The 25,422-nt window shown below is 63.2% G+C and carries 24 protein-coding genes; 10 read left to right on the forward strand and 14 right to left on the reverse strand.

Going from position 1 to position 25,422, the window contains the following annotated elements:
- Positions 1-81 precede the first annotated feature (81 nt).
- From N005_RS23445 to ydiJ, 6 genes are all read right to left on the reverse strand, one after another.
- Positions 82-828 carry a 3-oxoacyl-ACP reductase family protein gene (locus N005_RS23445; protein WP_197678643.1) on the reverse strand — a complete coding sequence of 249 codons (747 nt, stop codon included), beginning with the start codon at positions 826-828 and terminating at the stop codon, positions 82-84.
- Between the two features lie 93 nt (positions 829-921).
- Positions 922-1,698, reverse strand: coding sequence for an alpha/beta fold hydrolase (locus N005_RS23450; protein WP_047703367.1), 777 nt, complete (start codon positions 1,696-1,698; stop codon positions 922-924).
- Between the two features lie 23 nt (positions 1,699-1,721).
- Positions 1,722-2,228 (reverse strand): cytochrome P460 family protein, encoded by a 507-nt coding sequence (locus N005_RS23455; protein WP_047703368.1) that lies wholly within the window; start codon positions 2,226-2,228, stop codon positions 1,722-1,724.
- Between the two features lie 21 nt (positions 2,229-2,249).
- A complete protein-coding gene (locus N005_RS23460; protein ID WP_047703369.1) occupies positions 2,250-3,323 on the reverse strand; it encodes an alpha/beta fold hydrolase in 1,074 nt (357 codons plus the stop codon).
- Positions 3,324-3,406: 83 nt separating this feature from the next.
- The gene (locus tag N005_RS23465) at positions 3,407-4,744 is read right to left on the reverse strand and encodes an epoxide hydrolase family protein (protein ID WP_047703370.1); all 1,338 of its coding nucleotides are present in this window, start codon (positions 4,742-4,744) and stop codon (positions 3,407-3,409) included.
- Positions 4,745-5,334: 590 nt separating this feature from the next.
- Positions 5,335-8,367, reverse strand: a complete 3,033-nt coding sequence (gene ydiJ, locus N005_RS23470; RefSeq protein ID WP_047703371.1) for a D-2-hydroxyglutarate dehydrogenase YdiJ — start codon at positions 8,365-8,367, stop codon at positions 5,335-5,337.
- Between the two features lie 144 nt (positions 8,368-8,511).
- On the opposite strand from ydiJ, the gene N005_RS23475 reads away from it, so the two are divergent.
- Positions 8,512-9,396, forward strand: coding sequence for a LysR substrate-binding domain-containing protein (locus N005_RS23475; RefSeq protein ID WP_047703372.1), 885 nt, complete (start codon positions 8,512-8,514; stop codon positions 9,394-9,396).
- A 119-nt stretch (positions 9,397-9,515) separates the two neighbouring features.
- Here N005_RS23475 and N005_RS23480 read toward each other — a convergent pair whose 3' ends face one another.
- From N005_RS23480 to N005_RS23495, 4 genes are all read right to left on the reverse strand, one after another.
- Positions 9,516-9,857 carry a hypothetical protein gene (locus N005_RS23480; RefSeq protein ID WP_047703373.1) on the reverse strand — a complete coding sequence of 114 codons (342 nt, stop codon included), beginning with the start codon at positions 9,855-9,857 and terminating at the stop codon, positions 9,516-9,518.
- A gap of 251 nt (positions 9,858-10,108) precedes the next feature.
- The gene (locus N005_RS23485) at positions 10,109-10,408 is read right to left on the reverse strand and encodes a chorismate mutase (protein ID WP_047703374.1); all 300 of its coding nucleotides are present in this window, start codon (positions 10,406-10,408) and stop codon (positions 10,109-10,111) included.
- 129 nt (positions 10,409-10,537) lie between these two features.
- The gene (locus N005_RS23490) at positions 10,538-10,783 is read right to left on the reverse strand and encodes a hypothetical protein (RefSeq protein ID WP_313926772.1); all 246 of its coding nucleotides are present in this window, start codon (positions 10,781-10,783) and stop codon (positions 10,538-10,540) included.
- A complete protein-coding gene (locus N005_RS23495) occupies positions 10,780-11,310 on the reverse strand; it encodes a hypothetical protein (protein ID WP_047703375.1) in 531 nt (176 codons plus the stop codon). The genes N005_RS23490 and N005_RS23495 overlap by 4 nt, the downstream gene beginning before the upstream one ends.
- Positions 11,311-11,513: 203 nt before the next feature.
- On the opposite strand from N005_RS23495, the gene N005_RS23500 reads away from it, so the two are divergent.
- On the forward strand, positions 11,514-13,280 hold the full coding sequence (locus N005_RS23500; RefSeq protein ID WP_047703376.1) for a S8/S53 family peptidase: 1,767 nt from the start codon (positions 11,514-11,516) through the stop codon (positions 13,278-13,280).
- 27 nt (positions 13,281-13,307) lie between these two features.
- Here N005_RS23500 and N005_RS23505 read toward each other — a convergent pair whose 3' ends face one another.
- The 3 genes from N005_RS23505 to hpaA all read right to left on the reverse strand — a co-directional run bounded on the left by N005_RS23505 (position 13,308) and on the right by hpaA (position 16,942).
- Positions 13,308-15,050: an OPT family oligopeptide transporter gene (locus N005_RS23505; protein ID WP_047703377.1), complete on the reverse strand. Its 1,743-nt coding sequence runs from the start codon at positions 15,048-15,050 to the stop codon at positions 13,308-13,310.
- Positions 15,051-15,343: 293 nt separating this feature from the next.
- Positions 15,344-15,766 (reverse strand): homoprotocatechuate degradation operon regulator HpaR, encoded by a 423-nt coding sequence (hpaR, locus tag N005_RS23510; protein ID WP_041020135.1) that lies wholly within the window; start codon positions 15,764-15,766, stop codon positions 15,344-15,346.
- Positions 15,767-16,036: 270 nt separating this feature from the next.
- Positions 16,037-16,942 carry a 4-hydroxyphenylacetate catabolism regulatory protein HpaA gene (gene hpaA / locus N005_RS23515; protein ID WP_047704125.1) on the reverse strand — a complete coding sequence of 302 codons (906 nt, stop codon included), beginning with the start codon at positions 16,940-16,942 and terminating at the stop codon, positions 16,037-16,039.
- A gap of 184 nt (positions 16,943-17,126) precedes the next feature.
- Here hpaA and N005_RS23520 point away from each other — a divergent pair, with 184 nt between their 5' ends.
- The 8 genes from N005_RS23520 to hpaI all read left to right on the forward strand — a co-directional run bounded on the left by N005_RS23520 (position 17,127) and on the right by hpaI (position 24,616).
- The gene (locus N005_RS23520) at positions 17,127-17,804 is read left to right on the forward strand and encodes a fumarylacetoacetate hydrolase family protein (protein ID WP_047703378.1); all 678 of its coding nucleotides are present in this window, start codon (positions 17,127-17,129) and stop codon (positions 17,802-17,804) included.
- Complete coding sequence (locus N005_RS23525; RefSeq protein WP_047703379.1) at positions 17,801-18,571, forward strand: fumarylacetoacetate hydrolase family protein; 771 nt, start codon at positions 17,801-17,803, stop codon at positions 18,569-18,571. The genes N005_RS23520 and N005_RS23525 overlap by 4 nt, the downstream gene beginning before the upstream one ends.
- A gap of 5 nt (positions 18,572-18,576) precedes the next feature.
- The gene (gene hpaE, locus N005_RS23530) at positions 18,577-20,037 is read left to right on the forward strand and encodes a 5-carboxymethyl-2-hydroxymuconate semialdehyde dehydrogenase (protein ID WP_047703380.1); all 1,461 of its coding nucleotides are present in this window, start codon (positions 18,577-18,579) and stop codon (positions 20,035-20,037) included.
- A 266-nt stretch (positions 20,038-20,303) separates the two neighbouring features.
- A complete protein-coding gene (gene hpaD / locus N005_RS23535) occupies positions 20,304-21,161 on the forward strand; it encodes a 3,4-dihydroxyphenylacetate 2,3-dioxygenase (RefSeq protein ID WP_047703381.1) in 858 nt (285 codons plus the stop codon).
- 78 nt (positions 21,162-21,239) lie between these two features.
- Positions 21,240-21,632: a tautomerase family protein gene (locus tag N005_RS23540; RefSeq protein WP_047703382.1), complete on the forward strand. Its 393-nt coding sequence runs from the start codon at positions 21,240-21,242 to the stop codon at positions 21,630-21,632.
- Between the two features lie 49 nt (positions 21,633-21,681).
- Positions 21,682-22,986 (forward strand): MFS transporter, encoded by a 1,305-nt coding sequence (locus N005_RS23545; RefSeq protein WP_047703383.1) that lies wholly within the window; start codon positions 21,682-21,684, stop codon positions 22,984-22,986.
- Positions 22,987-22,996: 10 nt separating this feature from the next.
- Positions 22,997-23,800, forward strand: coding sequence for a 2-oxo-hept-4-ene-1,7-dioate hydratase (hpaH, locus tag N005_RS23550; protein WP_047703384.1), 804 nt, complete (start codon positions 22,997-22,999; stop codon positions 23,798-23,800).
- Positions 23,801-23,818: 18 nt separating this feature from the next.
- Entirely contained in the window at positions 23,819-24,616 is a 798-nt protein-coding gene (gene hpaI, locus N005_RS23555) for a 4-hydroxy-2-oxoheptanedioate aldolase (protein WP_047703385.1), read from the forward strand.
- A 172-nt stretch (positions 24,617-24,788) separates the two neighbouring features.
- Here hpaI and hpaR (N005_RS23560) read toward each other — a convergent pair whose 3' ends face one another.
- Entirely contained in the window at positions 24,789-25,211 is a 423-nt protein-coding gene (hpaR, locus tag N005_RS23560; protein ID WP_047703386.1) for a homoprotocatechuate degradation operon regulator HpaR, read from the reverse strand.
- Positions 25,212-25,422: the final 211 nt, after the last annotated feature.

The following is a 25,422-nucleotide window of genomic DNA, read 5'->3' on the forward strand; positions in this document are numbered from 1 at the left end:
CGATGGCGGCGGCACAGTCAACATCCATGCAAGCTGACCCACCGCTCCGCTCCCACCCTGGATCTGCGCCAAACGCCGCAATCAGGCCAGGTAACCGCCATCGACGGTGAGACTCGCACCGGTGACGAACGAGGCATCGTCGCTCGCCAGATAGGCAGCCATGCCGGCGATTTCATCCGCTGTACCCAGGCGTCCCAGCGGGACCAGGCCGATGACGTGCTCCAGGTAAGGTGCATCAGCCGGATTCATATCGGTAGCGGTCGGCCCCGGCTGGATGTTGTTGACGGTAATGCCCCGCGGGGCGAAGTCCAGGGCGAGGCCGCGGACCAGGCCGGTGAGTGCGGCCTTGGTCATCGAGTAGGCGCTGGAGCCGGGGAAGCCGGTGCGCTCCCCCGTTACACTGCCAACGGTGATAATCCGGTCTCCGCGATTCATCACCTTGGAAACTGCCTGGGCGGCGACGTAGATGGCGCGCACGTTTACCGCATACATGTCGTCAAATGCCTGGACACTGAAGTCGTCCACCGACCCGAGCCCCAGGATCCCGGCGTTGTTCACCAGGATATTCAACGCGCCAAACTGCGCCACGGTGGCGCTCACCGCATGCTCGATGTCCTCCGGGACCTTGCTGTCCGCCTTGATCGCCAGGACCCGGCCACCCTCCTGTCGGATGCTGCTGACAAGCGCCTGGGCTTTCGCTTCGGATGCCGCGTAGGTGAAGGCCACCGTGGCGCCTTCCCTGGCCAGGCGACGAACCACCGCGGCACCGATGCCGCGAGAACCGCCGGTCACCAGGGCGATCTTGCCGGTGAAGCGTTGCGATGTGATGGTCATTTTTTCCAACCTTTCAATGGAGTAATCGAAAGCCCATCCACGCATCGGGAGTCGATGCGTGAGCGGAACCCTCTCAAGACGCAGGAATCACTTCGCCGCAGCCGCTTCCTCGATCAACCGGGCCACCGGTTCCGGGTGGGACACCATCACCACATGGGAAGCCCCCTTGACCACCTTCACATCCCTCGCATCGGCGCGCTTGGCCATGAATGCCATGGCTTGCGGTGGAATGTTCTTGTCCTTGTCGCCATAGATGTACCAGGACGGAATGTGTTTCCAGGCCGGCGCGCCCGCTTGCTCGTTCAGTGCAGCCTCGGTCACCGGACGCTGGTTCGCCGCCATCAAGGCCGCCTGCGCGGCGGGGACGTCGGCGGCGAACTGGTCATGGAATTTGCCCTGCTGGATGTACAGATCCTTGCCGCCATCGGCCAATACGACAGGTGCCGCCAAGGTTGGGCCCAGGGTGCTGCCGGGGAACTTCCCGGCCAGCCCGGCGACGGTTTCCCCCGCCTCGGGGGCGAAGGCGCTGACGTAGACCAGTGCCTTCACGTTGGCGTGGTCATTGGCTGCTTCACTGATGACGTTGCCGCCGTAGGAGTGACCGACCAGCACCACCGGCGACTGGATACTGCCCAGCAGCGCCGAAACCGCGGCGCCATCGCTCTTCACACTGCGCAGGGGGTTGGCGGCGGACACCACCGTGTAGCCATCCTTCTCGAGGATCTTCACCACGCCATTCCAGCTCGACGCGTCGGCAAACGCACCGTGCACGAGAACGACGGTGGGTTTTACAGTCTGCGCCGAGGCGCTGGCACCGATGAACAGGCCGGCCGTGCAGGCCAGGGCGACAATGACTTTTTTCATGGAAAACTCCTTGGATAGCGGGTTTATGGAGCGAGACGCGTAAAGACAAAATCATGGTTCTGCACCCGCGCCTGGTGACAGGCGAAACAGGTCTGATGCTGAGCCTCGTCGGCGGGCTTGCCGTTGATAAAACGACCGAAGCCCCAACCACCGGTTGACGCATATTTTTTCGAGTCCTTGACCATCACCTGGACGGTGGTGGCCGCTCCAGGAATCGACGCCGGCTCGAACTCCGGTGACTGCACGTGCTTCCAGGCCAGCTTCACCAGGACCGCGCCGTCGGGGAACGGCAGCGTCGAGTCCTGGTAAGCCTTGATGGCCCGGTCATTGCCCAGCACCGCGCGAAGCTCGTTCAGCGGCTCGGCTTCCTGCGCCGGCGCGATCAGTCGCCATGTGCGGTAACCCTCGGGCAGCTTCACCCCGTAAATCGGTGAAGCCTCGCCGCTGCCGGCATCGCCCAAGGCAACGCCGGCGCCGATCAACGCCATCGATGCAACCGCGGCGGACGCCGCCAGATGCTTGAGTTTCATCGTTGCGTTCCTCGTACCGAGTCAGAGATGATCGGCGTCGATCACGGCCTGGGCGAAGGCTTGCGGGGCCTCCTGAGGCAAGTTGTGACCGACACCGCCGCTGATCAACCGGTACTCGTACTTGCCGGTAAAGCGCTTGGCATAGGCCTCGGCCGGTGGGTGCGGCGCACCGTTGGCATCGCCTTCAAGGGTGATGGTCGGCACCCCGATGGACGGGAACGCTGCGAGTTTCTTCTCCAGCGCGTCGTACTTGGCCTCACCCTTGATCAGGCCCAGGCGCCAGCGGTAGTTGAAGATCGATACCGGCACGTGGTCAGGGTTCTGCAACGCGGCGGCGCTGCGGTCATAGGTCGCGTCGTCGAAGTTCCACTTCGGCGAGGCCAGTTTCCAGATCAGCTTGGCGAAGTCGTGGGTGTTCTTTTCATACCCCAGGCGACCACGCTCGGTTGCAAAGTAGAACTGGTACCACCACTGCAACTCGGCGGCCGGCGGCAACGGCGCCTTGCCGGCTTCCTGGCTGCCGATCAGGTAGCCACTCACCGCCACCAATGCCTTTACCCGCTCCGGCCACAGGGCCGCGACGATGTCGGCGGTGCGCGCGCCCCAGTCATAACCACCGAGCACGGCCTGCTTGATGTGCAAGGCGTCCATGAAGTCGATCAGGTCGCTGGCAAGCGCGGCAGGCTGGCCGTTACGCACGGTCTTGGCCGACAGGAAACGTGTATCGCCATAACCCCGCGCATAGGGAATCAATACGCGATAGCCCTTCTGGGCCAGTGCCGGCGCCACATCGGTGTAGCTGTGGATGTCGTACGGCCAGCCGTGCAGCAGGATGACCACCGGCCCATCGGCGGGACCGACCTCGGCGTAGGAAACATCCAGCAGACCCGCCTTGACGTGCTTCAACGGGCCGAACGAAGTGTTGGTTCCTGGCGTGATGGCGCCGATGGTACCGGCCGGCACCTCGGCCGCGCTGGCCTGTGACGAGGTCACGGCCAGGGCGCCCAATTGCATCATGGCGACCGCCAGGAGAGCCGGCGCGAGCAGACGCCGGTGCCGCGGTTTGGAGGTGTGGTTCAACAGGGTCGTGGTCATGGTGAGTCTCCCTTGCGAACCGCCGCTTGGCGGCCGCGAGTTGTGAAATCGAAGGTGTCTGCCGGACGCGCCGCGGTGCCGGATTATTTCGCCGCCGCACGCAGTGGCCGGAATGCTTCACGCAGTTCTTCGCTGAACAGTTGCGGCTGTTCCCAGGCCGCGAAGTGACCGCCCTTGCTGACTACGTTGAAGTAGGACAGCGACGGGTAGGCGCGCTGTGCCCAGGTCTTCGGCGCCTGATAGATTTCGTGCGGGAACACGGTGATCGCCACCGGCACCTTGATGTCCGTGGTCTTCTGCGCCGCCGCGCTGAAGTTATTGTTGTTGTTCTCCCAGTAGAAGCGGGAGGACGACGCGCCGGTGTCGGTCAGCCAATAGAGGCTGATGTCATCGAGCATTTCATCGCGGCTGAGCACGCGTTCAGGCTTGCCGTCACTGTCGGTCCAGGCCGCGAACTTCTCGTACATCCATGCCGCCGTCCCGGTGGGTGAGTCGGCCAGCAGGTAGCCGATGGTCTGCGGCCGGGTCACCATCATCGCGCCGTAGGCCGCGTTGCGACCGAAGAACGTACTCAGGGAGGTGTAGGCCCGGCGTTCCGGATCGGTCAGCCCGGCGGGCGCCGGATCGCCGCTGTTGATCGGCTTTACCAGTTCCGGCGGCACGGTGGCCGGCATGTTCAGGTGGATGCCCAGCAATCCGGGCGGCGCCAGGCGGCCCAGCGCATCGGAAATCACCGAGCCGTGATCGCCGCCCTGGGACACGTAATGGCTGTAGCCCAGGCGCTTCATCAGCACGTCCCAGGCCTTCGCCACCCGGTCGGGACCCCAACCCAATTCGGTGGGCTTGCCGGAAAAACCATGGCCGGGAATCGAGGGAATGATCACATCGAAGGCATCTTCCGCACGGCCGCCGTAAGCGGTCGGATCGGTCAGCGGGCCGATGGTCTTGAGGAACTCGAACTGCGATCCCGGCCAACCATGGGTGAGGATCAGCGGCATGGCGTTGGGGTGGCGCGAACGCACGTGGATGAACTGAATGTCGACGCCATCGATGGTGGTGATGAACTCCGGCAAGGCATTGAGCTTGGCCTCGGCCTTGCGCCAGTCATAACCGTCGCCCCAATACTTCACCAGCGCTTGTACCTGGGCCAGTTGCACGCCCTGGGAGACGTCGTTGACGGTTTCCTTGTCGGGCCAGCGGGTGGCCGCGATGCGTTTGCGCAGTTCGCTCAACTGCGCTTCATCGACGTGAATATGGTACGGGCGAATCGCCTCCGACCCGGCCGGTGCAGCGCTGGCGGAGGGGCTGTCCGCAGCCAGGGTGACGCCGCTGCCGGCAAACAGGGCAAGACCGAACACGCTGACGAGAGCGGATGACGCCAAACAACGTTGCCAGGTAAAAGCGGAAGAAGCTGCTTGCATGGTGGTTCTCCTTTTTGACTAATCGGCTCAAGCAGCTCGATCAAACCATCGCGATACCCCATGGAGGATTGCACCATGGTGTCGGTCGATACCTAGGTATGACGCGCGCGGTTTCGTGTGCTGTCTCGATGCAGGTCATTTAAGGCCGGGGAGGTATCGCGGATGTGTCAGCAACGGCTCGTAAAGAAACAGTCCGTATCGACAAGGGGGCTGGATACACAGAGATACATTGGAGGCAGGAAGCTGATGTCAGCTCAGCCGCAGAACCTGTGGGAGCGAGCCTGCTCGCGATGGCGGCGGCACATCCAACATCAATGCAAACTGACCCACTGCTATCGCGAGCAGGCTCGCTCCCACAGGGGATTTGGGGTGGGCATGGGGTCTGTGGGCTATTCGGACAACCCATGTGGGAGCGAGCCTGCTCGCGATGACGGCGGCATAGTCAACATCGCTGCAAGCTGACCCACCGCTATCGCGAGCAGGGCTCGCTCCCACAGGGGATCTGGCGGGTATGATTTCTGTGGGCAACTCCCACAGGGGATTGCGGGCGGGCAGGGTTATTTGGGCGTCAGCCAGTCTCCTGCTGCTACTTAACCCCGCCGCCCAGCCAACACCTGCTCCAACACCACCTCCAACGGATGCCGCAGCTGCTTGTCCGCCAGCCGCTTCACCTGACTGCGGCACGAGTACCCCGTCGCCAGCGCCTCCCCTTCCTTGTCCAGCTTGCCGGCCCAGGACTGTTCGAAAATAGTTCGCGAGGTGTCCTGGTTGCGCAGTTCATGGCCGTAAGTACCGGACATGCCGCAGCAGCCGGTCGCCTCGGTCACCAGTTTCAGCCCCAACCTGGCGAATACGCTTTGCCATTGCGAGGTACTGGCGGGCACGTTGGTCTTTTCGGTGCAGTGCGCCAGCAGACGGTACGTCCGGGCGACGGGATTCGCTGCCTGCGGAACCGCATCGACCAGCCACTCCTGAGGCAGCAGGACTTTCGGGCAAGCCTCCAGACCCGGTACCTTCTGATATTCCTGGCGGTAGACCAGGGTCATGGCCGGATCCAGGCCCACCAGGGGCACCGAGCAGTCGGCGAGTGCCTTGAGTTGGGTGGCATTGCGGATCGCCGCTTTGTTGAAAGCACCGAGGAAGCCCTGCACATGCAACGGCTTGCCATTGGCGCTGTACGGCGCCAGGAACACCCGATAACCCAGTTGATGCGCCAGTTCGATAAAAGAGGCCAGCAACGGCGTTTCGAAGTAGCGGGTGAAAGCGTCCTGCACCAGTACCACGCTGCGCTCCCGTTGCGCCGGCGTGAGTTCACGCAGGGCCGGTACGCTGGCGACCGCGACCTTGCAGCGGCTCAAGGTGGCCTGGAAGTTGTAGCGGCTGATCAACGGGCTGTCGACCATGCCCACCTGGTTCGCCAACAGCCGGCTCAGCCATTTCGAACCCATGACCGCGTTGTAGAGGCCCGGCGCGTAAGCCATGTAGGGGATGGTGAATTCCAGCGAGCCGATCAGGTAGTCACGCAGTGGCCGTTGATAACGGCCGTGGTAGAGCTGCAGGAAACGCGAGCGGAATTCCGGCACGTTGACCTTGACCGGGCATTGCCCCGCGCAGGATTTGCAGGCCAGGCAACCGGCCATGGCGTCATAGACTTCGTGGGAGAAATCCTCCTGGCCCTGGGAGCGCGCACGATTGTTACGCAGCCGCGCCGGCAAGCCTTTCAACCATGACGCACCGCCCCGCGCCGCCTCCAGCACATCGACATTGGCCGCGCCTTGCAGGCGCAACCACTCGCGCATCAGCGACGCCCGCCCCTTGGGAGAATGCTGGCGTTCGCGGGTGGCTTTCCACGAGGGACACATGGCGTCGTCGGGGTCGAAGTTGTAGCAGGCGCCATTGCCATTGCAATGCACGGCGGTGCCGTAGCTCTGCCAGACGCGCTCGTCGATCTGCCGATCCAGGTCACCACGCAGTGTCACCTCATTGACCTTGAGCAGGCCTTCGGCGGCATCCGGCGGCGTGCAGATCTTGCCGGGGTTGAGCTGGTTGTGCGGATCGAACGCGCCCTTGAGCGATTGCAATGCCGGGTACAAATCGCCAAAGAACGCCGGCACGTATTCCGAGCGCAGCCCCTTGCCGTGCTCGCCCCAGAGCAGGCCACCATACCGCTGGGTGAGTTCGGCCACGGCATCGGAAATCGGCTTGACCAGCGCGGCCTGGGCCGGATCTTTCATGTCCAGTGCCGGACGCACGTGCAACACGCCGGCGTCGACGTGACCGAACATGCCGTAGCTCAAGCCGTGACCGTCCAGCAATGCGCGGAACTCGGCGATGTAGTCGGCCAGCCGCTCCGGCGGCACGGCGGTGTCTTCCACGAACGGCTGCGGCCGGACCTCGCCTTCGACGTTGCCCAACAGCCCGACCGAACGCTTGCGCATGGCATAGACGCGGTTCACCGCCTCGGCGCCTTCCGCCAGCGTATGGCCCAGGCGCTCGATGGTGGTGTCGCGCTGCAGATGCGTCACGAAGGCGGCTACATCGGCGTTCACCTGCGCAACATCGTCACCGCTGAATTCCACCAGGTTGATGCCCAGGGTCGGGCGCTCGGCGTCGGCCGGGAAATACTCGGCGACGCTGTGCCAGACGATGTCCTTCATCGCCAGCAGCAAGACCCTGGAATCCACCGTTTCGATGGACAGCGGCTTGTGGGCGAGCAATGCATTCGCGTCGCGCAGGGCGTCCATGAAGCTGCCGTAGCGCACGTTCACCAGCACCGAGTACTTGGGAATCGGTAGCACGTTGAGCTTGGCCTCGACCACGAACCCCAGCGAACCCTCGGCGCCGCACAGAACGCTGTTGAGGTTGAAGCGACCCTGGTCATCACGCAGGTGTGCCAGGTCGTAACCGGTCAGGCAACGGTTGAGCTTGGGAAACACCGACTCGATCAGTTCGGCCTGGGTTTCCTGGATCTGCCGCGCGGTGCGGTATACCTCGCCGATGCGGCTCGGTTCAGCACAGGCGGTTTCCAGCTCGGCGTCGGACAATGGCTGGGTGTGCAGGCGCTCGCCGCCGAGCAGCACGCTGTGCAACTCCAGCACATGGTCGCGGGTCTTGCCGTAGGTGCAACTGCCCTGGCCGCTGGCATCGGTGTTGATCATGCCGCCCACGGTGGCACGGTTGGAGGTCGACAGCTCCGGCGCGAAGAACAGTCCGTGAGGCTTGAGCGCGGCGTTGAGCTGGTCCTTGACCACGCCGGCCTGCACCCGGACCCAACGCTCGGCCACGTTGATTTCGAGGATGGTGTTCATGTGCCGCGACAGATCGACCACGATGCCGTCGGTCAGCGACTGACCATTGGTCCCGGTACCGCCGCCCCGTGGCGTCAGCTTGATCTGGCGAAAGCGCGGTTCGGCCATCAGCGTGGCGATGCGCGCAACGTCGTCGGCGTCCTGGGGAAACACCGCTGCTTGCGGCAGGCGCTGGTAGATCGAGTTGTCGGTCGCCAATACGGTACGGGTGCCGTAGTCAGCGCTCAGATGACCACGAAAGCCGCTGGCGCGCAGGGCCTCGATGAATTCCGGGTAGTGGGCCGCAGGGGCAACCACGGGCAGTTGGGCAATCATTAACGGCCTCTTGCTGGGCTAATCACGGAAATACTTGTCGCCGGTGCATGAATAGGTCAGGCTCGGAACGACCTGCGTCAATGTTCCTTCAGGTTCCGAGCGCAGACAACTGGATAATCCTGCCGCTATCGATGACTTTTCTGAATGAATTACCGTCACCTCACACCGTCCATGTCACTGCTGCTGGCATTCGAAGCCGCCGCCCGGCATGAAAGCTACACCCGGGCCGCGGTCGAACTCTCGCTGACGCAAAGCGCCGTCAGTCGACAAGTCCAGGCATTGGAAGAGCAATTGGGGCTGACGCTGTTTCGTCGCGAAGGCCGACAGGTCCGGCTGACCGATGTCGGTCGTCTCTACCAACGGGAGATGAGCGAGGCCCTCGGACGCATCCGTAGCGCGACGCTGCAGGCCATGGCTTATCAGTCCGGCAGCGGCACCCTGCGCCTGGCGACGTTGCCGACCTTCGGCTCGAAGTGGCTGCTGCCGCGCCTGCATGAGTTCTACAAAACCCATCCCGGCATCCTTGTGCACATCAGTTCCCGGATCGACGCGATCGACTTCGACACCAGCGGCATCGACGCCGCCATCGTCGTCGGTACGGCTGACCTGCCGGGCCTGATCAGCCACCGTTTGCACGCCGAGGAACTGATCGTGATCATCTCGGCCCAGGCGGCCAAGACCCATGAGACGTGGACGCCGGAACGGATCAGCGAGCAGATGCTGCTCAACGTGGCGAACAACCCCAACGTCTGGGGTGACTGGTTCAGTCACTACACCCTGCCCCACGCCAGGATGCGCCTGGGCCCCAGCTTCGAACTCACCTCGCACTTGATCCAGGCGGTGCGCGCAGACATCGGCATCGGCCTGGTGCCCCGCATCCTGGTGGCCGACGAGTTGGCCAATGGCGAGCTGATCGGCCTCGACCTGCCGTTCGCCAGCCGGCGCAGTTACTACCTCACCTACCCGCCGCGCAACGAAATGCTGCCGTCGTTGCGGGCGTTTCGTGGCTGGTTGTTGGAACAGATCTGACAGTTCCGCACTGATCGCGGACATAAAAAAGCCCCGCAAACCAAATGGGTCGGCGGGGCAAGGAGTTGGTTGGTTGCGGCCAACCAAAGGAGCTCTGTGAAAAGCGTCTATCCGTTGAATCAGATGCAGTCTTCTGCGGCGCGTTCGAAACTCGACGGCAGCAGGTTCGAGGCCAGCAGGTGCCGCTCATAGATGAACACCTTGCCGCCGTTCCCGGCCTTGTAGGCCTCCAGCACGTTGTCCGCGGAGACTTTGCTCGGCACGACGATCCGGTAGCTGCGCTGGGTCTGTGAGACCATCGGGTTCAACTGACTGTCCTGCAATTTCGGTATAACGCACTCGGCGTACTCGGCCGGGGTCTTTTGGGTCTGCAGGGTCAGCGTCGGATCGTTTGGCGCAGAGGCACAACCTGCGAGCAGCAAAGAGACAAACGCCATGACCGGCACGAAGAAAAAGCGCATCAGTTTCATTCCAAAAATAAAAAGAATCAGGCTCGTATGTCGACGGAACGCTGCTGCGTCATGTCTGGAGCCACCTGTTCGATGGGTGCGATTGTCCAACGACTGGCGACGAAGCAGAACTTGCGTTTAGTGATGGTCACTATTACTTCTAACGATAGTTGCGTGCCGCAAGGGTGAGGCACGCGTGCCTTGGTGTCGCGAAGCCGGGATTCCAGCCTCGCAGAACCAGGTATTGATGAAGGCGGAAGGCGTCAGGACTGGGCGGTCAGGACCGAGTGGGTTTTCAATTCTTCGTCAATGAACGCAGCGATCATGGCCCGGTAGACCCGCTCCACGACATCAGGCGAGGCACCGGCTTCGTTCGCAAGCCCGCGCACTTTGCTGATGACCTGCTCGACCCGCGCCGGCGCGCGCACATCGTCGGTGGTCTTCTTGAAGGCGGCCGCCTGCGTGACGAAGTCGCCGCGCCGGGCCAGGAGCGCAACGACCTGGCGGTCGATCTGGTCGATCTGCTGGCGGACTTCTTCGATGGATGTACAGCGCAATTCCATTTGGGTATCTCCTTTCAAGTAACGGCAATGTGCGTGAGTGTTTGCGATATGGCGGCATATTCGAGATAGATGCAAGCGGAGCCGCCGCCATCGCGAGCGGGCTCGCTCCCACAGGGTGTTCCGGGGACCTCAGAGCTTTGGGATAATACCGGTGGCCTCGGCAATCGTCGCCAACACTTCTTCCATTCCGGCAATGTGATTCTGAAGGTCAGCAAAAGACTGATGGACCGCTTCGTCGACGTCTACGGTTTGCTGGCCACGAAGCGCTATCACCCTGCGCAGCTCCTTTTCCTGGAGCTCATTCACACTTTCGCGCAGAGCCAGGAGTTGATCGAATATCTGCGCGACTTTGGCTTTGCTATCGGCGTCCATCATCTCCAACCCAGCCTCTTGATGAATTCGCGACGGTACGGTGTGTCGATCTGTTCGGGCACCCTGCGGATGTAATCGCGAGCGTGGTCGCGGGCGTCCCCAGTCAGGCTGTCAAGGTAAGAGACAGCATTGTCGGCCGAGGGGATGCGACCTTCCACTTCCTGGAACCTTGGCGGAAGAGCGGTCCATATGACCGCATCCAGTTGCCGAACGGATGCCCATTGGGCAATCACCCCGATCGACGAATCCCGGGCGCTGAATATTCCGATGCCATCTCGTCTGTCTGCCGGGATCTGCTCGCGCTTGCGCAGGGACTCACAAGCATCGTCCAGTGTCTCGACCGCCATGACTGCCCAGAGAACCTTGCAGGGCGGCGCGTTTGCGCAGACGACCGTGGCGAGCTCTCCCCCATCACCGACCCTGGAGAACTCGATTGGAAGTTGCGGACCGTCCATGAACCACTCACTGGCGAGGCGCAACGCGTCCGGCTTCCAGACCAAAGAACCCCACCCAAGGCACGCGATCAACATATTTCAACTCCTTGAGATGTAGCCGCTGTTCATCCGTTGTTCCCGCGAAACCTGGTGCGCAGGCTGTGGGGTGATCAATGGACAACTGAACGAACCGAGGAGTTTCGGCCCGCATGGCTCCGGGCGCAGCAGCCGGCGTTCCTGGGAACGTAACGACGGCTACGACAGTCGGAGCAATCAGGCCCTTGGCAAAGAACCCTTCCATGCCCCTACGATCCGCCGCCCTCGCTGCATTGTTCACCCTGGCTACCGGCACGGCAGCCGATGCACAGGAACCGCTGCGCCTGGAAAACCTGAAGCGCTGCGGCAACCTCCTGGAAAACCAGCGCCAGGACTGGTGCCTGACGGTGCGAGGGCTGGGCGACGGAATGCCGCAATTGAAACTGGGCAGCCGAGCGATTCCTCCGGACGCCATCCAGCGCGAGGGGCAGCACCTGCGCTTGCAGCTGGACAGCACCCATTATCAAAGCGGCCCTCTCTGGCTGGAGGATGGCCCACGCAGCAGCAACGCCGCCTGGCTGACCTTGCGCAACAGCCACGTAATGGCCGCCGGCCCGGACGAGGTGGCAAAGAACATGGACGGGCTGACCACCTACGTCAATCTGGTCAGCCTGCTGATCGAGGAAGATCGCGCCGGTCGCCAGGAAGCCGAGCGCATTGCCCGCAAGTACGGGGCGACCGTGGTCGGCAGCATTGCCCCGTTGAACCTTTATCAGCTTCGCCTGCCGGCCACGGACCTGGTGCAGCGTGACGCACTGGTGCTGCGTCTGGGCAGTGAAACCAGCGTGGATGCGGTGGTGATCGAGGAGTCCGCGGCGGAAGAAACCGAACAGCCCCCGGCTCGGCCCGAAGAGCCGAAAAAGCCGGCGCAGGACTCCGACGAATGGGCCGCGAACCGCTTTCTCGACGCGGTGCATTACTACCAGCGGCGCATTCCCGGGCGGCAAGCGCCCATCCAACCGCAACCCGTGCGTATCGGCCTGATCGAACGCGACGTGGATTTCGACACGGCGGATTTTGCCGACTACCTCGGTGCCTGCTCGGTACCGCGCACCTGTGTCTATGCCCGCGATGCCGACGCCCCGGACGGCCATGGCACCACCGTCGCGGGCATCCTCGCCGCACGCTGGAACGACGGTGGCAACACCGGTTTTCTGCGCGGCCTGGATAAGGCCAGCGGCGGCTTCGAGGTGATCGTCGAACGTAATTCCGATGCCGGGATTACCGCCAATATCGCCGCCTCGGTCAACCTCGTGGAGGATGGCGTACGCGTACTCAACTGGAGCTGGGGCATCCACCGGGTGGGTGCCAAGGACATCAAGGGAGACGATGTGGATTCCCTGCTGCGCTCGGGCATCGCCATGAGCGGCTACGAGGAGCTGTTGGAGGAGTTCTTCCTCTGGCTGCGCAAGGCGCACCCCGACGTGATCGTGGTGAACTCCGCCGGCAACGGCTCGTCCTTTTCGGGTAGCGACGAGTACCGCCTGCCCTCCTCCTTCATCACTGAGCAATTGCTGGTGGTCGGTGGTCATCAGCGCAGCGAGCGCACCGGGGTCGCCGTCGACGATCCGGCCTATGCGGTCAAGCGCAGCTCCTCGAACATCGACATGCGCGTCGACATCACCGCCGCCGCTTGCACTCACGCCTCGACGCCCAGTGCCGGCCAGGACGGTGCGGTGCATTGCGGCACGTCCTACGCCACGCCCATGGTCGCAGGCCTGCTGGCGGCAATGCTGTCCATTAACCCGCAACTTCAGCCCGAGCAATTGCGCACGCTACTGCGCCGCAGCGCCCTGACCATCGGCGACAACCACGACTTCGAACGGATGGATGCGGAAGACCTCACTGCGCCCATCCTGCCGTCGGAGCGCCGCTACCAGCTCAATGACAAGGACGTGGGGCGCTCGGCGCGGTTGGACATGCAGAAGGCATTGGACCTGGCGGTGGAAAGTCGCGAGCGGGTACGCTGACTGTCCGCGTATGCCCTGCTCGATGACTCACCCGTTCCCGAGCATCTGCCACAACGACGCGCCTACCCCGGTCATGCTCTCCCCGGCAATCAACCCCGCCGCCGCGGTGATTGCGAAGCGCTCCGTGAGGCTCGGCCAGCGACAGCTCACCGCCCAGGTGAGTACCGCGCCGAGGGCCATCATCAGCGACACCGAGGCCGGCAGCACGAACGCCAGGCCCAAGGCCGCGGTGCTCGGCAGGTACCGGGCCCGACGCTCGGGCAGCAGGCTGTCGAGCACGCCCAACAGCACGCCGGCCAAGCCACCGATGAAGATCGCCCAGCGGATGCTCGGCGATAATGACTCCAGCCCTTGGGTCAGGGTTTGCGCCACGGCTTTCCAGGTGGCCACCGCCGGGGCCGGCCATTCTTCGGAGAGCAGCATGGCTTGAGGGTCCGGGATCAGGGCCAGATAGGCCAATACGCCGACGATGCTGCCGACGAAAATACCCAGGGTCTGGGCGACCAACTGCTTGCGCGGCGTCGCACCAATGGCCCGGCCGACCTTGAAATCGTTCATCAAGTCCGTGCACTGCCCCGCCGAGCCACCGGCGGTGTTGGCACTCATCAGGTTGATCGGCACCTGCCCCGGCGCAACGATGCCGAAGCTCAACTGGGACAACTGTCCGATAGCGCCGATGGGCGGAATGCCCGTGGCGCCGACCACCCGGGCGGCCACCGCCGCCAGGCAGATCGCCAAGGGTATGGTCAACAGCGCCATCCACGGGTTGATGCCGAACAACAACGCCTGCAAGCTCACCACCAGTACGATGGACACCAAGAAGCCAGCGGCAGGTCCGGCCTTGGGAACCACCCAGATCGCCCCACCGCCTGCCCGGGTGGTCTTGTGCAGAGCCCACAAGCGAATCCCCAGGGAAGCCAACGTCGAACAGACCATCAGGCTCACGCCTGGCCACAGCAACCACTCCACCAGCGCCGCGAACTGCGGACCCGTGCTGCCTTGCGGCAATTGCACCAGGCCCTGGTCCAGCAACCACGGCGCCAGCCCGCCCCACGCCAGCAAGGCGCCGAGCAGCAGGGTCAAGCCAACGCGAATACCGATGATTCCGCCAAACCCCACCAGCAGCAGCGAAGGATCTGCGGTGAATGTCAGGCGCTCCAGTTGCGCGGTTGGCGACCAGCGCGGAAAAGCCCACAGGAAGGTGTCCACCCACTTGACCACGCCGGACAACAGCGCAGCGCCAAGCAATACCCTCAAGCGCGTCGCCGCTTCATGGCCTTGGTTGTAGATGTGCAACAGGGTTTCCAGGGTTGCCATGCCTTCGGGAAACTTCAGCGCCTTGTCGTTGAGCAGCGACGGTCGCAGATACCAGGCGATCCAGATGCCCAGGAAGCTCACCGAAAAGACCCAGGCGACCATGGGAATGGCATCCAGTTGTTGACCGGTCAACAAGGTGTAGGCCGGAATCGGCGCGACCAACCCGCCGGAAATGATCGAGGCCGCCGCGGAGGCCACCGTCTGGTTGATGTTGCTTTCATGCAACGTCCAGGGCAGTCGCGCGGCTAAACGCTTGGCCAGGCCTTGCCAGATGCCATAGCCGATCAGCAAGGCAATGATCGACATGTTGAACGACCAGCCGATCTTCAACCCGGCATAGACATTGGAAGGCGTCAACAGGATACCGATTACGATGCCGGTAACGACCGCGCGCACGCTGAGTTCCCGTTCGACCGGGGCATGGAGGGGCAGCGATGACGAGGTTTGAAGCATGCGAAATCCTTATCGGCAAGGAGACAGCGCGATCACTCGCCCAGGCTCTGTACGAAAAGTCTTGAGACGAAGGTCAGGCAAGGCGAAAACAGCCGAGGAAGCGCAGTGTACTGGAGTACATGAGCATTCCGAGGCTGTTTTCAACGCAGCATGAACGAGTATCAAGGCTTTTCGTACAGAGCCTAACAAGTGAGCGCTGCATTGGCGGAAGGTTCACAGTGTCGAGGGGCAGCTGTTCGCTGCTGCCAGGAATGCGGGACGTCGCTCGGGGCCGATAACGGCACCTGGTGGCGTCAAGGCTTGATGTTCTTCAGCTCATTGAGCAACGCCAGCAGTTGCTGCATCTTTTCCTCGCCGAATTGCTCTTCGATCCGCCGATAGTTGCCTTCCATCCCCTCGCTCATGGACACGAAGCATTGCTGGCCGCGTTCGGTCAGGCCGACGAATACCCGACGCTGGTCCTGGCTGGACTTCTGCCGGCGCACCAGGCCGTCGCGCTCCAGGCGGCTGAGCACGCCGGTCATGCTCGGTTTGAGGATGCAGGCCTGCTGGGCGAGCTGGTGGCTTTCCAGTTCACCTTGCTGATGCAGGATGCGGATCACCCGCCATTGCTGCTCGGTGAGGTCGTGCTGGTTCAACGCCGGGCGGAAAAATGCCATGGCCGCTTCGCGGGCCTGCAACAGGGTCAGCGTCAATGAAGGTCTGGGGTTGGCCATGTTTGGACTGCTTGGATGGACGAGTGGGCAGCTTAGTGGCGTGGGCTGGTGGCTGCAAGACTGTGGCAAGGGAGCGACTGTGGCGAAGGAGCTGTTGTGGCGAGGGAGCTTGCTCCCGCTGGGGCGCGAAGCGGCCCCGCTTCTATGCGATTGCTGCGCAATCGAGCGGGAGCAAGCTCCCTCGCCACAGCAAACTCCCTCACCACAGTAAGCTGATTCTCCCCAGTAAGCTGACTCTCCTCAGAAGAGCCTGTGTGGCCGGGGAGAACTTCAGCGCAACCCCGACTGCCGCTGGCGATACTCCCCTGGCGTGAGCTGGGCGTAGCGCTGGAAAAACCGGCTGAAATACGCCGGGTCCTTGAACCCGAGCTGGTAGCAGATTTCATTGGCCGAGCTGCCGGTGAACAGCAGCAGGCGCTTGGCCTCTTGCATCAACCGCTCCATGATCAGTCGCTTGGAAGGCAGGTCGGCAATGCGTCGGCACACGTCGTTGAGGCGCGCCTCGGTCACCCCGATGCCCTCGGCATAACGCGACAACGGCCAGTGTTGCAGGTATTGCGCTTCGATCAGTTCGTTGAAGCGGTGGAAGATCTTCAGGTCCTCATGCCGCGCCGGTCGCGCTTCCAGGGAGTTGGAACATAGCCGCAGCAGGCTGATCATGATCAGCCGCGTCAAACCGTCCAGCGCCACGCTGCGCCCCGGCCGACCGGTGGCCACCTCCTCGCTCAATTCCTCGAACAGATACTCCAACCGCCGTACCTCGCCGGCCTGCTCCGGCCCCAACTGCGCCAGCGCCACACAGGCCGCCGGCAATTGCACACCGGCCGGAGCGAGCCCGGGGTCGGCGTCGATCAACTGCCAGACCAGCTGCTGACGCACCGTCAACACGTGCCCGTCACTGTCGGCCTCGGTCACGAAGGAATGGGGGATGGTCGGCGGCGTGAGGAAGAACATCGGCCCGGATTCGACGTACTGCTGGTCGTCCAGATACACCCGCACGCTGCCACTCTTGACGTAGTGCACCTGAAAGAACCGGTCGTGGCGATGCACCGGCATGTTCCGGCCGAAAAAACCCGCCAGGTTGGCAAGCCGGTCGTAATGCACTTCGGCGTCGCTGTAGCGCTGGTCGTAGACCTGGCCAATGTTGATGTTCGGGATCGGCTGACGATCGGTCATCACGCAGTACTCGTTTTTATTCTGATTCAGGCAACGCCCGAGGCTCATCCTGCACCGAATCCGGGAAGGCAACCAGTGCCGGTCATTCTGTCATGCTTGACGATAGTTAACATCTTAATTATAACTGTTAACACATTAACAATATCGCAGAGCCCTCCTCCCTCTGCACCGCCAGGAGACAAGCATGAGCCGTGCCCTGCATGACGTCGCAACCGGCACCCTGTTCGGGGTCGCGCTGAACTACCAGGGGCTGCTGAAGCAGCGCCTCGCCGAGTTCGAGCAACCGCCCTACCAGAAGCCGCCGGTCAAGCCGGTGCTGTTCATCAAGACCCCCAACACCCGCAACCGGCACGACGCCGATGTGGTTCATCCCGGTCACGGCGAACGCCTGCAACCGGGCCCGGCCCTGGGTGTGGTGATGGGCAAGTCGGCCAGCCACGTCAGCGCCGCCGAAGCCCTGGACTATGTGGCCGGCTACACCGTCGTCAATGAATTCAGCCTGCCGGAAGACAGCTATTACCGCCCCGCCGTCAAGGCCAAGTGCCGGGACGGCTTCTGCGCCATCGGCCCGGAACTGGTGCCGAGCGCCAACGTGGCCGATCCCCACAGTCTGGCGATCACGCTGTACGTCAACGGCGAAGTACGGCAGCAGAACAGCACGGCCAATTTCGTTCGCAACATCCCTCAACTGATCGCCGAGATCAGCGAGTTCATGACCCTGCACGCCGGTGACGTGTTGATCACCGGCACGCCTGAAGGCCGCGTCGACGTGGTGCCCGGAGATCGTGTCGAAGTGGACATCGGCGGCCTGGGCCGTCTCATCAATACCGTCGTGGCCGAGCAACCAGGAGCACGTTCATGAAACACGCGCGCATTCGTTTCGAAGACCAGGTCCACCCCGTCACCGTGGAGGCCGGCAACACCGTGCGCCTGGCCGACGGTCGCCTGCTGGCCGAAGACCAGGTCGAGTGGCTGCCACCGGCCACCGGCAGCATGTTCGCCCTGGGCCTGAACTACGCCGACCACGCCGCCGAGCTGGCCTTCAAGCCGCCCACCGAGCCCCTGGCGTTCATCAAGTCGCCCGGCACCTACACCGGCCACAACCAGCAGACCTGGCGCCCCGACAACGTCGCCTACATGCATTACGAGTGCGAGCTTGTCGCGGTCATCGGCAAAGCCGCCCGCAACGTCAAGCGCGAGGATGCCCTCGACTACCTGGCCGGCTACACGGTGTGCAACGACTACGCGATCCGCGACTACCTGGAAAACTACTACCGCCCCAACCTGCGGGTGAAAAACCGCGATGCCACGACCCCCGTCGGCCCGTGGATCGTCGATGTCGCCGATGTGCCGGACCCGGCCAATCTGAAGCTGCGCACCTGGATCAACGGTGAGCTGCGCCAGGAAGGCAGTACGAAGGACATGATTTTCGACATCCCCTACCTGATCGAATACCTGTCCAGCTTCATGACCCTGCAACCCGGCGACATGATCGCCACCGGCACGCCGGAAGGCCTGGCGGACGTGGTACCCGGTGATGAAGTGGTGGTGGAAGTGGAAGGCGTCGGCCGCCTGGTCAATCGAATTGTCAGCGAAGCCGCGTTCTTCGCATCCCGTAAAGAGGCTTGAGCAACATGATCAAACACTGGATAAACGGCCGTGAGGTCGAAAGCAAAGACGTCTTCGTCAACTACAACCCGGCCACCGGCGAAGCCATTGGCGAAGTCGCCAGCGGCGGTGCCGAGGAAGTCGCACAGGCGGTGGCAGCGGCCAAGGAGGCCTTTCCGAAGTGGGCCAACACCCCCGCCAAGGAACGCGCCCGACTGATGCGCAAGCTGGGTGAGCTGATCGACCGGGACGTGCCGAAACTGGCCGAGCTGGAAACCCTCGACACCGGTCTGCCGATCCACCAGACCCGCAATGTGCTGATCCCGCGGGCCTCCCATAACTTCGATTTCTTTGCCGAAGTCTGCACACGCATGGACGGTCACACCTACCCGGTCGACGACCAGATGCTCAACTACACCCTGTACCAGCCGGTGGGTGTCTGCGGCCTGGTGTCGCCGTGGAACGTGCCGTTCATGACCGCGACCTGGAAGACCGCGCCGTGCCTGGCCCTGGGCAACACCGCCGTGCTGAAGATGTCCGAGCTGTCGCCCCTCACCGCCAACGAACTGGGGCGCCTGGCCGTGGAGGCGGGAATCCCCAACGGCGTGTTGAACGTGATCCAGGGCTACGGCGCCACGGCGGGCGATGCGTTGGTGCGGCACCCGGATGTGCGGGCGATTTCCTTTACCGGGGGCACCGCCACCGGCAAGAAAATCATGCAGACTGCGGGGTTGAAGAAGTACTCCATGGAGCTCGGCGGCAAGTCGCCGGTGCTGATTTTCGAAGACGCGGACCTGGAACGGGCCCTCGACGCGGCGCTGTTCACGATCTTCTCGCTCAACGGCGAACGCTGCACCGCCGGCAGCCGGATCTTCATCCAGGAAAGCGTCTACCCGCAGTTCGTCGCCGAATTCGCCGCCCGCGCCAAGCGCCTGATCGTCGGTGATCCGCAGGATCCGAAGACCCAGGTCGGCTCGATGATCACCCAGGCCCACTACGACAAGGTCACCGGCTACATCAGGATCGGCCTTGAAGAAGGCGCCACCCTGCTCGCGGGTGGACTGGAACGCCCGGCCAACCTGCCGGCGCACCTGAGTCGCGGCCAGTTCATCCAGCCGACGGTGTTCGCCGACGTGAACAACAAGATGCGCATCGCCCAGGAGGAAATCTTCGGTCCGGTGGTCTGCCTGATCCCGTTCAAGGACGAAGCCGAAGCCTTGCAGCTGGCCAACGACACCGAATACGGCTTGGCGTCATACATCTGGACCCAGGACATCGGCAAGGCCCATCGCCTGGCCCATGGCATCGAGGCCGGCATGGTGTTCATCAACAGCCAGAACGTCCGCGACCTGCGCCAGCCTTTCGGCGGCGTAAAGGGTTCCGGAACCGGGCGCGAAGGTGGACAGTACAGCTTCGAGGTGTTTGCCGAGATCAAGAACGTTTGCATTTCCATGGGCGGGCATCACATTCCAAGGTGGGGCATCTAAAACCAGCGCTGCCCCCCTGTGATGACCACAACCCCTGTGGCGAGGGGATTTAGCGAGACGTCGCACCGCCCCGCTGGGCTGCGAAGCAGACCTCAAACCAGACACCTCGGTGTGTCAGGTTGATCGGGGTTGACTGATTCAGGGGCGCTTCGCGCCCCAGCGGGGCGGTGCGACGTCTCGCTAAATCCCCTCGCCACAAAGGCTGTAGTTCATCAACCTAATGTGACCCTAGCCTCAACAAGAACAATTTTTTCAGGAGAATCATCATGGGCGAAGTCGTCCTGGCTGCGAAGATCTGCCACGTTCCCTCGATGTACCTGTCGGAGCTGCCCGGCAAGCACCATGGTTGCCGTGCGGCAGCGATTGCCGGGCACAAGGAAATCGGCCGCCGCGCCCGTGAGCTGGGTGCCGACACCGCCGTGGTGTTCGATGTGCACTGGCTGGTCAACAGCGCCTATCACATCAACAGTGGCGAACATTTCAAGGGCATCTACACCAGCAACGAGCTGCCGCACTTCATCAAGAACATGGAGTACGAATATTCGGGCGCGCCGGAACTGGGCGAGCTGATTGCCGCCGAAGCCAATGCCGCCGATGTCCGTACCCTGGCCCACAACATCCCCAGTCTGGAACTGGAATACGGCACGCTGGTGCCCATGCGCTACATGCACATGGATGTCCCGCCGGAACAGAAGCTCAACGTCGTCTCGATAGCCGCCTGGTGCGCCTGGCATCGCTTGCAAGACAGCTTCACCTTCGGCGCCGCCGTGCGCCGGGCCATCGAAAAAAGCGACCGCAAGGTGCTGGTGCTGGCGTCCGGCTCGCTGTCCCACCGGTTCTCCGACGATCGCAATGCCGAAGCCAACATCCACAACTGGACGCGGGAATTCGACAAGCAGGTCGACCTGCACGTCGTGCAGATGTGGCGCGAGGGTCGCTGGAAGGAATTCTGCGCCATGCTCCCGGACTACGCCGAGCACTGCTTCGGCGAAGGCAAGATGCATGACACGGCGATGCTCCTGGGGTTGCTCGGCGGACCAGACTACGACAAGCCGGCGGAAATCATCACCGAACCCTTCGGCAGCTCCGGCACCGGCCAGATCAACGCAATCTTTCCGATTTAGCTGCAAGTGCCAAGCCACAAGCCACCCAGCTTGCCGCTTGAAGCTCGCCACTCAAAACTGCCGACAACGGAGGCCTCGATGCCGCACTTCATCGCTGAATACACCGACAACATCGAACAACAGGCCGACCTGCCTGGCCTGTTTGAAAAAGTCCACGCCTTGCTGGGCGACAGCGGCGTGTTTCCCCTCGGCGGCATCCGCAGCCGCGGGGTGCGCCTGGACACCTGGCGCATGGCCGACGGCAAGCACGACTACGCCTTCGTGCACATGACGCTGAAAGTCGGCCACGGCCGCGACCTCGCCAGCCGCCAGAAAGTCGCGGAGAAGCTCTTCGAGGTGATCACCGCACACTTCGCCGAACTCCAGGCCCAGCGCCTGCTGGCGTTGTCGTTCGAGATGATCGAACTGCACGAACACCTCAACTTCAAGGCCAACAACGTCCACGCCTTCCTCAAGGCCCAGACGAGCTAAGCGCACCTGACAGTTGCCCCTCGGCCCCTCTGACAAAAAGTACAAGATCATGAGCACAGCCAATCCCGCCGGCACTGCCGGCGCCATCGCGCACGACCGCACCCACGCCACGATCACCTGGCGGCTGATGCCGTTGCTGCTGGTCTGCTACCTGTTCGCCCATCTGGACCGCATCAACATCGGTTTCGCCAAGATGCAGATGAGCGCCGACCTGCAGTTCAGCGACACGGTCTACGGCTTCGGCGCCGGCCTGTTCTTCATCGCCTATGCGCTGTTTGGCGTGCCGAGCAACATGGCCCTGGACCGGGTCGGGCCACGCCGCTGGATCGCCGTGCTGATGGTGGTCTGGGGGGCCTTGTCCACCGGCATGTTCCTGATCGAAAGCGCCAGCGGTTTTTATGTGTTGCGCTTTCTGCTGGGGGTGGCCGAAGCCGGTTTCTTCCCGGGCATCCTGGTCTTCCTCAACCGCTGGTACCCGGCGCGCCGCCGGGCCCAGGTGACCGCGCTGTTCGCCATCGCCGTGCCGATGGCCGGGGTGATCGGCGGGCCATTGTCCGGTGGAATCCTCGAACACTTCCACGACATGGGCGGCCTGCGCGGCTGGCAGTGGATGTTCGTCCTCGAGGGGCTGCCGGTGATCCTGCTGGGCCTGGTGGTGCTCAAGTGCCTGCCGGACAGTTTCGAGACGGTCGGCTGGCTCACGCCCGACGCCAAGCAGCAACTGCGCGAACAACTGAGTGTCGAGGAGCAGCGAAAATCCATCACCTCGTTCTCGGCGATCCTCAATAACCCGCAGGTCTGGTTGCTGGTGGCGGTGTACTTCGCGGTGATGCTGGCGGTAAACACCCTGGCCTTCTGGATGCCCACCCTGATCCACGGCGCCGGCATCGGCAACGATGGCAAGGTCGGCTTGCTCAGCGCGGTGCCGTACCTGGCCGGTTGTTTCTTCATGATCGGCTGTGGTCGGTCTTCCGACCGCCATCGTGAACGCCGCTGGCACCTCTGCGTGCCGCTGCTGATGGCGGCGGCCGGCATTGCCATCGCCGGGCTCTCACCCAGCAACCCGACGCTGGTGCTCGGTGGCCTGATCGTCGCCGGCATGGGCGCCAGCGCCGCGTTGCCGATGTTCTGGCAACTGCCGCCGGCCTTCCTCTCCAACAGTACCCAAGCCGCCGGGATTGCCCTGATCAGTTCCTTCGGCAGCATCGCCTCGTTCTTCGCGCCCTACCTCATCGGCTGGATGCGCGACACCACCCAGAGCGCCAGCCTGGCCCTTTACGTCCTGGCGCTGTTCATCACCCTGGGCGGCCTGCTGGTGCTGCGCACCCGGGCTGCCGTCGTCAATCCTCAATAGGGACCTTGTCATGCTCGATCAAAGCCTCATCCAACAAGCCGCCGCCCGCCTCGACCATGCCGAGCGTTCACGGGAACAGGTCCGGCAGTTTTCCCTCGATCACCCGGAGATCACCCTCGACGACGCCTACGCCATCCAGCGCGCCTGGGTGGCGCAGAAGATCAAGGACGGCCGCAAGCTGGTCGGCCATAAGATCGGCCTGACCTCCCGGGCCATGCAGGTCTCTTCGAACATCACCGAGCCGGACTACGGTGCGCTGCTGGACGACATGTTCTTCGATGAAGGCACCGACATTCCCTTCGAGCGCTTCATCGTCCCGCGGGTGGAAGTGGAACTGGCGTTCATCCTCGGCAAACCGTTGAAAGGCCCGAACGTGACGGTGTTCGACGTGCTGGACGCGACCGAATGGGTGATCCCGGCACTGGAAATCATCGATGCGCGGATCCAGCAGGTCGACCCGCAGACCAAGGCCACCCGCAAGGTCTTCGACACCATCTCCGATAACGCGGCCAACGCCGGCGTGGTCATGGGCGGTCGCGCGGTGCGCCCCACCGAGATCGACCTGCGCAAAGTGCCGGCGGTGCTCTACCGCAACGGCGTGATCGAAGAGTCCGGCGTTTCGGCGGCGGTGCTCAATCACCCGGCCAAAGGCGTGGCCTGGCTGGCGAACAAACTGGCGGCCTATGACGTCACCCTGCAACCGGGGCAGGTCATCCTCGGCGGCTCCTTCACCCGCCCGGTGGCGGCCAACCCGGGCGATACCTTCCATGTCGACTACGACATGCTCGGCTCCATCGCCTGCCGTTTCGTCTGACTGCTAGAGGACTGCCCAATGGACATGCCGATCAACACCTTCAAACAACGCCTGAAAAGCGGCGATGCGCAGATTGGCCTGTGGCTCGGACTGGCCGATCCCTACTGCGCCGAACTGGCGGCCAATGCCGGTTTCGACTGGCTGCTGATCGACGGCGAGCACGCCCCCAACGACGTGCGCAGCCTGCTCGGTCAACTCCAGGCCGTAGCGCCCTACCCCGGCCAGCCGGTGATCCGCCCGGTAATCGGCGACACCGCGCTGATCAAGCAAGTGCTCGACCTCGGCGCGCAGACCCTACTGGTGCCGATGGTGGAAAGCGCCGGGCAGGCGCGCGAACTGGTGCGCGCCATGCATTACCCGCCCAGCGGCATCCGCGGGGTCGGCAGCGCGCTGGCCCGGGCGTCGCGCTGGAACAGCATCCCCGGTTACCTCGACAAGGCCGATGAGCAGATGTGCCTGCTGGTGCAGATCGAAAGCCGCGAGGGCCTGGCCAACCTCGACGCCATTGCCGCCGTGGAAGGGGTCGACGGTGTGTTCATCGGACCGGCGGACCTGAGTGCGTCCATGGGCTTTCGGGGCAATCCGGGCCATCCGGACGTGCAGGCGGCCATCGAGGACGCCATCGCCCGCATTCGCCAGGCCGGCAAGGCCGCGGGGATTCTCAGCGCCGATGAGAAATTGGCCCGGCGCTACATCGAGCTGGGCGCGGCGTTCGTCGCGGTCGGGGTAGACACGACGGTGCTGATGCGCGGTCTTCAGACCCTTGCCGCCACCTTCAAGGATGCACCAAAGCCAGCCGCCAGCAGCGTCTACTGACCTGAGTCGCCCCCCTGTGGCGAGGGGATTTATCCCCGCTGGGCTGCGCAGCAGCCCTAAAGCCTGACACCTCGGTGTATCAGGCAGATTGGGTTGGACTCTCTTGGGGCTGCTGCGCAGCCCAGCGGGGATAAATCCCCTCGCCACAAAAAGCAGTCCTAACTAACGCCGTTCAGCGCTTCACCGCCTTCAACTCATTCAACAACCCCAACAACGTCTGCAGCTTCTCCTCGCCCAACTTCTCCTGCAATCGCTGGTAATTGGCTTCCATGCTCTGGCTCATCGAGTCGAAGCACGCCTGCCCCTGGGGTGCCAGGCGCACCAGGACCCGTCGCTGGTCCTGCTCGGCCTTGCGCCGCACCACCATGCCCGCTGCTTCCATGCGCACCAGCACGCCGGTCATGCTGGGCTTGAGGATGCAGGCCAGTTCGGCCAGGCGATTGATCTCCAGCTCGTCGTGCTGGCTGAGAATACGGATGACCCGCCATTGCTGTTCGGTCAGGCCATGTTGATTGAGGGAAGGACGGAAAAACCCCATGGCCGCTTCACGGGCCTGTAGCAGGGTCAGGGTCAAGGATTGACGCGGTTTGGGCATGAAGAGTGATCGCCGAGGGGATTTAGTTAATCAGTTAACTAAATCTTAGCATCACCGCTGCCCGGTTGTCCGTGGCGAGAAAAAATCGAGCACCCGGGAGCCCTTGTGGGAGCGAGCCTGCTCGCGATGGCGGTGTGTCTGTCTCAGGCCAATTGACTGACCTACCGCTATCGCGAGCAGGCTCGCTCCCACTGGGTACTGGGGTATTCCT

Source organism: Pseudomonas mediterranea CFBP 5447 (assembly GCF_000774145.1).
Lineage (GTDB): Bacteria > Pseudomonadota > Gammaproteobacteria > Pseudomonadales > Pseudomonadaceae > Aquipseudomonas > Aquipseudomonas mediterranea.